The organism is Erwinia sp., from assembly GCF_031978025.1.
Taxonomy (GTDB): Bacteria; Pseudomonadota; Gammaproteobacteria; order Enterobacterales; family Enterobacteriaceae; genus Erwinia.
Genome location: NZ_DALZCD010000177.1, coordinates 1 through 8965, shown reverse-complemented (window position 1 = coordinate 8965; position 8965 = coordinate 1). Strand labels below are relative to the sequence as shown.

Annotated in this window: 8 protein-coding genes; 2 read left to right on the top strand and 6 right to left on the bottom strand. The window is 57.5% G+C overall.

Features of this window, described 5'->3' with window-relative positions; translation table 11 throughout:
- The 5 genes from RTK32_RS14355 to RTK32_RS14335 form a co-directional block, all read right to left on the bottom strand.
- Window positions 1-1103: ABC transporter permease (locus tag RTK32_RS14355; protein WP_312045107.1), on the bottom strand; the 1103-nt coding region annotated here is incomplete at its 3' end.
- A gap of 12 nt (window positions 1104-1115) precedes the next feature.
- A complete protein-coding gene (locus RTK32_RS14350) occupies window positions 1116-2033 on the bottom strand; it encodes an ABC transporter substrate-binding protein (RefSeq protein ID WP_312045106.1) in 918 nt (305 codons plus the stop codon).
- 369 nt (window positions 2034-2402) lie between these two features.
- Complete coding sequence (idi, locus tag RTK32_RS14345) at window positions 2403-2945, bottom strand: isopentenyl-diphosphate Delta-isomerase (protein WP_312045084.1); 543 nt, start codon at window positions 2943-2945, stop codon at window positions 2403-2405.
- 86 nt (window positions 2946-3031) lie between these two features.
- Window positions 3032-4138 carry a suppressor of fused domain protein gene (locus RTK32_RS14340; protein WP_312045083.1) on the bottom strand — a complete coding sequence of 369 codons (1107 nt, stop codon included), beginning with the start codon at window positions 4136-4138 and terminating at the stop codon, window positions 3032-3034.
- A gap of 90 nt (window positions 4139-4228) precedes the next feature.
- Window positions 4229-5101, bottom strand: a complete 873-nt coding sequence (locus RTK32_RS14335) for an oxygenase MpaB family protein (RefSeq protein WP_312045081.1) — start codon at window positions 5099-5101, stop codon at window positions 4229-4231.
- A gap of 435 nt (window positions 5102-5536) precedes the next feature.
- On the opposite strand from RTK32_RS14335, the gene RTK32_RS14330 reads away from it, so the two are divergent.
- Complete coding sequence (locus RTK32_RS14330) at window positions 5537-6022, top strand: GNAT family N-acetyltransferase (protein WP_312045079.1); 486 nt, start codon at window positions 5537-5539, stop codon at window positions 6020-6022.
- Between the two features lie 55 nt (window positions 6023-6077).
- Here the strand turns inward: RTK32_RS14330 and bglX are convergent, their stop codons facing one another.
- Entirely contained in the window at window positions 6078-8375 is a 2298-nt protein-coding gene (gene bglX, locus RTK32_RS14325) for a beta-glucosidase BglX (protein WP_312045077.1), read from the bottom strand.
- A gap of 148 nt (window positions 8376-8523) precedes the next feature.
- Here bglX and RTK32_RS14320 point away from each other — a divergent pair.
- On the top strand, window positions 8524-8965 hold a 442-nt coding region (locus RTK32_RS14320), incomplete at its 3' end, for an FAD-binding protein (RefSeq protein ID WP_312045075.1).

Here is an 8965-nt window from a genome sequence, read left to right as displayed (position 1 = left end):
ACCGCCACCGCGATAACAGGGATCACCCCCAGCATGACCAGATCCAGCGCGCTGCTTAACAGCCCCTGAAAGATAACGGTACCGAAGCCGCCAGCCCCGATTAGCGCAGCGATGACCGCCATACCGATAGTTTGCACTGCCGTGACGCGTAGCCCGGCAAGCAATACAGGCAGCGCCAGCGGCCCCTCGACCTGCCAAAATATCTGTCTGTCGCTCATCCCCATCCCCCGGGCGGTTTCAATGACCGCTTGCGGGACGTTTTGCAACCCGGCCACCACACTACGCACCAGCGGCAACAGGGCATAAAGTATCAGTGCGATCAGCGCGGGAGCCATACCGATACCGCTGATGCCGAAGGCGCTCAGTACCGGAAATTCACGCACCAGCCCGCTGAGCGGAGCAATAAGCAGGCCGAACAGGGCGACGGAAGGCACGGTCTGGATGATATTCAGCGTGGCGAAGACGGCTGATTGTATGGCGGGACGACGGCAACAGTACCAGCCCAGCGGGACGCCGAGCAGCAACGCCGGGAACAGCGTGCCGCCTAAAATCAGCAGGTGCCGTAACAGCGCTTCGTTAAAGACATCACGGCGGTTAGCATACTCTTTAAGCAGGGAGAGCGAGTCAAGCTGGCCGCTCAGCAACAAAAAAATTACCGGCAGCCAGATCTGAGCGTTAAGCAGCAAACGCCACCGCGCATGTCGGGTCAACCGGCTGATGGCATCCGTCGCCATCAGCAGCGTTAGCGCCGCGGCCAGCCAGAAACCGCTTCCCCAGGATGTTCTCGCCAGCGGATGGCCCTGCTGCGCCAGCGAGGCCGCCGCAAAGCCGCCAGCAGCAACCAGCGCCACCAGCAGCGCTTCGCTGCAGATAAGCGTGAAGATCAGGCAGCCGCGTTTCTGCGGCAAAAACGCGAGCAGCACCAGCAGCATCGCGGGCAGCAGCAGCAGCCAGCTGAAGCCGCTGGCCACCTGCTGAAGGGCAAGCGGCTGCCCGGAAACGAGGCGATTAGGTGCCCAGTTAAGAAAAGGCAGCATCGTCAGCGCGGCAACCAGCAACAGCGCCAGCGTTAGCGTCACGCTGTTGTGTACACGAATGGCCATCTTGCCGCGCGATTACAGGTTTTTTTGCTGCAGATAGTCGGCGGCCACTTTTTTAGCGTCCATGCCTTCTACCGCAATTTTGGCATTCAGCTGCTGCAGCGTGGACTCATCCAGCGAGGCAAAGACCGGCTTCAGCCAGTCGCCGATTTGCGGATACGCTTTCAGCACCGCTTCACGGACAACGGGTGTTGGTGCGTAAACGGGCTGCACGCCCTTTGGATCGCTCAACGTTTGCAGGCCGAGTGCCGCTACCGGGCCATCAGTGCCGTAAGCCATCGCCGCGTTAACGCCAGAGGTCTGCTGCGCTGCCGCTTTCAGCGTTACCGCCGTATCGCCGCCAGCCAGCGACAGCAGCTGGTCCTGTTGCAGCTTAAACTGGTAAGCACGCTCAAAAGCGGGAAGCGCGTCAGGTCTTTCGATAAATTCTGCCGAGGCCGCCAGCTTAAATTCGCCGCCTTTTTTCAGCCAGGCACTGAGGTCGTCCAGCGTAGCGAGTTTATTTTTCTGCGCCAGATCGCCGCGTACCGCTATGGTCCAGGTATTGTTTGCAGGCGAGGGTGTCAGCCAGACAAGATGATTTTTTTCACCGTCGAGCTTCTTAACCTGCTGATAGCCTGCCTGCGCATTTTTCCAGGCCGGGTTTTTCTCATCGTGAAAGAAGAAGGCCCCGTTGCCGGTATACTCCGGATAAATATCCAGCTCGCCCGCCGTGATGGCGCCCCTGACGACCTGAGTATTGCCCAGCTGGAGCTTATTCACAGTTTTCACGCCATGCTTATCCAGCACCTGTAAAATGAGGTTGCCCAGCAGCGAACCTTCCGTATCGATTTTCGAGCCGACTTTTACCGCTTCCGCCGCCTGAGCGCCGCCCGCCATTGCCAGCCAAACCACCAGCGCCAGTGCGCCGCCCACCGTTCTGCTTTTAGCCATCTCGCGTTTCCCTGTTATTGACCCAGCTTCAAGAGTAGCTGAACAATTAACCACTTAAAACCGCCTCTTTACAACTAAATCACCCTGCCCCGTTTGGCCGTCACTGCTCTTTCTGCCGCTGCCCAACGTCGATGGGCAGAACGGATGACGGCACGCAACCATGTTTTCAGTCGCGATATTTTGCCAGGTCAGGGCGCCGGTCCGGACTCACATGCCATGGATTTTGCCTCGTTTAACTACCCGATGCTGCTGTGAAATGGGTGCCAACGCGAACCCGATGCTGACCGTTAGCTCCGTACGGACGCTAACGCTTTCTGTGAGGCGCTGCCAGGCCATAAGGTTGTGATTTAGAAAACGAAGAGGTTGCGGCTAGTCCGCCATTGCGGCCGCAGTGAAACGGGCTAATTCAGCAGGGATACGGGCAAAGGTATGTAAAAACCATGGCGTAAAGCGTTCGGGATGCTCTGCCATTTCCTGGCGGATGTCCGGCAGCGACGCGTAACGCCAGTCATCCGCTTCTTCCGGATTGAGCTGCGGCTGTTGATCGCTCAGGGTAAACAGAACGTGGCCATATTCATGTTCGATCAGGCCGTTTGCCAGCGGCAAATAATAGCTCAGCTCGAACATGGGCTGCAGCGTCAGCGACAGCCCCATTTCTTCATACAGGCGACGCTGTGCCGCCTGGCGCGTTGATTCTTCCGGATAAGGGTGACCGCAGGTCGTATTGCTCCACAGCCCGCCGCAGTGATATTTGCCGCTGGCGCGCCGCTGCAGCAGCAGCTGATGACGGGAGTTAAAGACGTAAACGGTCACCGCGCGATGCAGCAGGCCTTTCTGGTGAACCTCAAGCTTTTCCATTCGGCCAATGGCGCGATCCCGATCGTCGACCAGGATGACTTCGATTGCAGACATGCACACCCCTTAAGAAATATCTCAGATAATTGTGGCATATCTTCCGCCGTCATGGCTGGGTAAAATCGTGCGAAACCCGGATACTTTTAGCTAACCGGAGGATCCACCAGCTCGGGCCGCGCCCGGAAGACAGGATTGCATCCCGCCTCGGTTAAGCGTTCCACTAATTGCAGGCCACCGTCCGGCTCCTGTTCGACAAACGCCTGCTCGGCGGCCGTCACTGGCGTTGCCCACAGCAACGTCACTTTTTCCCCTTCGCGCGGCGGCAGTTTAACGATTTCACCGAGCGTGGCGGACAGCAGAAAGCCTTCAAATCCTATCGGCGCGACGGCAGAAGAGAGCGTATGCCCTTCCCCCAGCCAGCTCAGGCGCGCCCAGGGGAAATGGGCGAAGCTTGCCAGTGCGCTGGCCATCTGTACCGCGCTTTCCTCGCTCATTACCTCGGCGTCAATCGCCATGCCCAGCTCAATACGGCGGTGATCGCCAGCCTCTTTATCTTTATAGAGAAAGTCGATCCACGGCATCGGGCGAATGCTCATGCCCAGCGTCAGGAAATACCAGCTGCCGTGGTGATAATGCTGCGAAATGGCCATTGGCGGCCAGCTGCCCTGATCGATAGCATAGTACTTCAGCGATTCGCCATATTGCGATTCATAACAGCGCAGCATTTCCCGCTGAATAGCGTTCCACGGTTGGCCATCCTGCCAGTCACGCCAGAAGAGGCGATCTTTCTCCGCCTGTGCGTACCAGCTGTTGGTAGAGGCGGAACCCAACGGCGCGGTCAACCGGTTCTCTTTAATGCAGCCAGCCGAAAAGCTGACCTGCCTGGTCTGATACAGGCTCCAGCCAGGGATCACCGCCAGCAGCTGCCCTTGATACCAAAGCGCCGCCCCATCACCGCCGGGCGTCCAGATAACCTGCAATCCTGCCGGATGGAGTATTGGCTCGGCCTGCAGCGTGCGGCAGTATTCGGCGCTGAGCAGCGGCGGCACGCCCTGTGCCATAGCGTCGATGTCTTCCTGCACTGGCGCGGGCAGCAGGTTTCTCAGCCAACAGCCGCGCACGGCAAACTGGCCGCGAAACGGCTCGGCAGGACGGAGATAGAAATAGGCGGTACGCTCATCCTGCTCAACCGTAGCAATAAGGGTTTGGTGCTGATTAAAGACTTCAGCCAGCCGGTACGTCTGTGTCATAGCGCCTCGACAAGGGTTCAGGGTCATCCCTCTTCCCGGAGAATAGAGCAGGATGCCCGCGTGCGCCATGTTACAACAAGGGTAATAATCTCAAATTTCACGTCCCATGCGCTGCATGGCACGATAATAGCCGCCGCGACGCACGCACCAGCGTAGCCCGGCTGCCAGACATTTCATCCGCTGGCGGAGTAGCGTTTGCCGCCAGTCAGGAAAATAAAAGCCAAACTGCTGTTGGGTCCAGTCGGGCAGCAGATCGATGCCCGCCATCATCATCACGTGCATTGCCGGACGGGCTTGCCAGCTGGGCGCAGGCATCGTCAGCAGAACGTCGAGCACCGCTTTGGTACGTTCATCACAGCGCAGCTGTGGCCGCATCGCTGTCAGGTAAGCGTCAACGTCCCGCACCGTTTTCGGCACCTGCTCGGCGCCCAGCGCTTCGGCTACCACGGCGGCTTCTGCATAATAGCGGTCCTGATCCGCCCGGCTTAGTAGCGGATTTTTATAGCGCAGATGGGCGGCCAGAAAACGGCTGGTTTCCGCTACGTGCACCCAGGTCAGTAAAGCCGGATCGCTGGCGGCATAGGGATTGCCCTGACCGTCAACGCCCGTGACGCGCAGATGGATGCGTTTGACGCGCTCGATGAGCGTATGGGCATCAGCCGTATTGCCAAAGGTCGTCACGGCAATAAACTGGCTGGTACGCCGCAGCCTGCCCGACATATCGTCGCGAAAGGTCGAGTGATCCCAGACGCCTGCCAGCGCCTGAGGATGCAGCATCTGCATTAGCAGCGCCGAAATGCCGCCGCAAAGCATTGACGGGAAATCGCCATGGACCTGCCAGATAACGCTGTCCGGCCCGTAAAGGCCGGGATCCCCGGGCGGCTGGCTGAGATCAAAGTCGTTCATCGCCAGCCCGTTCAGGCGAAAAACCTGCTGCTGGATCCTGTCTCTGAGTGAAAGCATTATTTTCCTGAATATAAAGGCACTTATCCCATCTTAACCCGCACAGGCCGCGTCTTATCCCACTCTGGCGGCTGTTGCAGTATTATACATTAACTAAAAAGAGTGGCTGAGTTATCGGCAATGGCAGATAACCTCTACCCGTTGTCGGTCATGCCGGGCGCTGTATTGACCAACCGGATTTTTCCACTGATGGCGAATCATCTGCCGACTGGGCTGTCGCATGCAATAAGGGTGAAGCTGGCCGTCTTTTTCCCTGCCTGCCGCGCAAAGGACGCGCAATTTCTGAGCAAAAAACCCATCATCTCTGTACGCAGGCTCCGTTGTAAAAAGAGGCGACCGATTAGCTATCACGGGTAAAGCATTTGATTACGCTTAATTTTGCACGCCATTCCCGTTATGCTGATCTGATTTACTTCACCGGTGAAAGGAAAAATCATGAGTATTACTATCCGCCAGGCTCGTCCGGCAGACGCGCAAACCATTTATGACATGATTTATGAACTGGCCGTGTATGAGAAAGCGCCACAGGAAGTGGTGACCACGCCGGATGGCATTCGCGAAACGCTGTTTGGCGAAGAAAGCCAGACAGAAGCGCTGATTTGTGAAGTGGATGGCGCAACCGTCGGCTATGCGGTGTTTTTTACCAGCTACTCGACATGGCTTGGCCGTAATGGCATCTATCTGGAAGATCTTTATATTTCGCCGAATGCGCGCGGCGACGGTGCGGGCAAAGCGCTGATTAAACAGATTGCGCAGCTGGCCGTCCAGCGCCGCTGCGGTCGGCTTGAGTGGAGCGTACTGGACTGGAATCAGCCGGCTATCGATTTCTATTTAAGCATCGGCGCCGTGGCGCAAAAGGAATGGGTGCGTTATCGCCTGGACGGCGACGCGCTGCTGAAGTTTGCCGAAGGCGAAAAGTAAAAAGGAGGCGCACCCGCGCCTCCCTGTTTTTACAGCCGGGCCTTACGCCCGGTTTTTAAAGATAATCAAACTCCGCATCGCTGGTACGAACGGAATCCAGCCCGATCATAACGCTGAATTGACCCGGCTCCGCCACCTGCTGCATTTTGGCATTCCAGAAACTCAGCGCCTTCACATCAATCGGGAACGTCACGGTCTGCGACTCACCCGCTTTCAGCATGATACGCTTAAAGCCCTTCAGCTCCTTAACCGGACGGCTAATGCTGGCGACCCGATCTCGCAGGTAGAGCTGCACCACGGTTGCCCCGTCTACCTTGGCGGTGTTAGTGACCGTTACCGAAGCCGAAACCTGACCGTTACGCGGCATGGTTTTGGCCGAAAGCGTAACCGGCGATACCGTAAAGGTGGTGTAGCTTAGCCCGTAGCCAAACGGATAAAGCGGGCCGTTTTCCGCATCATAATAGTGCGAAGTATACTTGTTCGGTTTTACCGGATCGTAAGGACGCCCCGTATTCAGGTGGTTGTAATAGATCGGGATCTGCCCTACCGAGCGCGGGAAAGACATCGGCAGCTTGCCGGACGGATTGTAATCGCCGAACAGCACGTCTGCGATAGCGTTGCCGCCTTCGGTGCCGCTGAACCAGGTTTCCAGCAGCGCATCGGCTTCACGGCTCTCCTTAACGATAGCCAGCGGACGCCCGTTCATCAGCACCAGCACCAGCGGCTTGCCGGTCGCTTTTAGCGCGCTAATCAACGCCTGCTGTGAAGGCGGAAGAGTAATATCGCTGCGGCTGGACGCCTCGTGCGCCATGCCCTGTGCTTCACCGACCACGGCCACCACAACATCTGCTTTTTTCGCCGTCTCTACCGCTTCATCCAATAGCTGCTGCGGCGTACGCGCATCTACCGTAACCGCTTTTTCATACAGGTTGAGGAAGTCCTGAATGCCCTTGTTGTCGCTGACGTTAGCGCCTTTGGCGTAAAGCAGGGTCGCTTTGCCTGCAACGGCGTTTTTAATGCCTTCCATCACGGTAACGGACTGCGCCGAGACGCCGGCCGCCGACCAGCTGCCCATAATATCGCGCTGGCTGTCGGCCAACGGACCGATCAGCGCCAGGGTGCCCGATTTTTTCAGCGGCAGCGTTTCATTGCGGTTTTTCAGCAGCACGAGGCTTTTACGAGCCACGTCACGGGCTTCCGGCCGGTGCAGGCGGCTTTCAGCATTGGTGTCTTTAGGATCGCTTTCTGCCGCGCCAAGGTGGCTATAGGGATCGTTAAACAGCCCCATATCATATTTGACGTTAAGCACGTGCCGCGTGGCATCGTCGATGTCCGCCATGCTGACCGCGCCGCTTTTGACCAGGTTTGGCAAATACTTGCTGTAGTATTCGTCACTCATGCTCATATTCACGCCGGACTGGATAGCAATACGCACCGCATCCTGCGGATCGCTGGCCACGCCGTGCTTCATCAGTTCTTTAATGGCGCCGTGATCGCTGATGGTGATGCCTTTGAATTTCCAGTCATCGCGCAGCAAATCCTTCAGCAGCCAGCTGTCTGAGGTGGCCGGTACGCCATTAATGGAGTTAAGCGCGACCATTACGCCGCCGCTGCCTGCGTCCAGCGCCGCTTTGTAAGGCGGCAGATAATCCTGAGCCAGCCGCTGCGGACTCATGTCCACCGTGTTGTAGTCGCGACCGCCTTCAACAGCGCCATAGGCAGCGAAGTGTTTCACGCTGGTCATCACCGAATAGCGATCCGCCGGACTTTTCCCCTGCATCGATTCCACCAGCGTGCGGCCCATCTCCGACGTCAGCCAGGTATCCTCGCCGAAGCCTTCTGATACCCTTCCCCAGCGCGGTTCACGCGTTACGTCCACCATCGGTGCCCAGGTCATGTTCAGGCCGTCGTCCGCCGCTTCATAAGCTGATACACGTCCCACGGTCGCTACAGCATCCAGATCCCAGCTTGCCGCCAGCGCCAGCGGGATAGGAAAAACCGTGCGCTGCCCATGCACCACGTCATAGGCAAAAAACAGCGGGATTTTCAGGCGGCTAAGCTGCATCGCCTGATCCTGCATTGCACGGATGTCCTGCCGCGTAACGGTGTTAAAAATCGCCCCAACCTGCTCTTGTTTGATCATTTCCCGGATAACTTCTTTCGGGTTATCCGGGCCGACGCTGATTAACCGGAGCTGACCGATTTTTTCATTCAGCGTCATTTTCTGCAGCAGATTGCTGACAAAGGCGTCGCGCGCGACGGGCGTGAGCGGATGCTGCCCGTGGTTATCGTCGGCAAGGGCTGGCTGCAGCGCCAGCGCAACGGCGAAGCTAACAGAATAAATCCATTTCATCAGGGTGGTTTCTCTCAGGTAAACGACAGAAAATCGTGCAGCGAGTGTGCCATAAGTTGAGGATAGCAGGTAGTTTTCAAGCCGGAGAAGTCCACTTTAGTTTAACAGTGCTAAAGTCAGGACGGATGATAAAAAAGGACATCAGACTATGAATACCCCCTCATCGACCGGCAGCAGGCTGGTTTCTGACCTGGGCCGCATTGTCGGCCGAACCCACGTGCTGACCGATCCGCAAAAAACGGAACGCTATCGCAAAGGCTTCCGCTCCGGCGAAGGCGAAGCGCTGGCCGTGGTGTTTCCCGGCTCGCTGCTGGAACAGTGGCGCATCTTACAGGCCTGCGTGGCCGCAGACGCCATTGTGTTAATGCAGGCGGCCAATACTGGCCTGACCGAAGGGTCGACGCCTGACGGCAACGATTACGACCGCGATATCGTGATCGTCAGCACGCGCCGCATGGATAAAATTCAGCTGCTGGATGAAGGCAAACAGGTACTGGCTTTTCCCGGCAGCACGCTCTACCAGCTGGAAAAGATTCTGAAGCCGCTGGGACGCGAGCCGCATTCGGTTATTGGCTCTTCCTGTATTGGCG

Coding starts and splice junctions, on each gene's coding strand:
- RTK32_RS14350 (WP_312045106.1), bottom strand. CDS start 2,033: ATGGCTAAAAGCAGAACGGTGGGCGGCGCACTGGCGCTGGTGGTTTGG.
- idi (WP_312045084.1), bottom strand. CDS start 2,945: ATGTCTGCAATCGAAGTCATCCTGGTCGACGATCGGGATCGCGCCATT.
- RTK32_RS14340 (WP_312045083.1), bottom strand. CDS start 4,138: ATGACACAGACGTACCGGCTGGCTGAAGTCTTTAATCAGCACCAAACC.
- RTK32_RS14335 (WP_312045081.1), bottom strand. CDS start 5,101: ATGCTTTCACTCAGAGACAGGATCCAGCAGCAGGTTTTTCGCCTGAAC.
- RTK32_RS14330 (WP_312045079.1), top strand. CDS start 5,537: ATGAGTATTACTATCCGCCAGGCTCGTCCGGCAGACGCGCAAACCATT.
- bglX (WP_312045077.1), bottom strand. CDS start 8,375: ATGAAATGGATTTATTCTGTTAGCTTCGCCGTTGCGCTGGCGCTGCAG.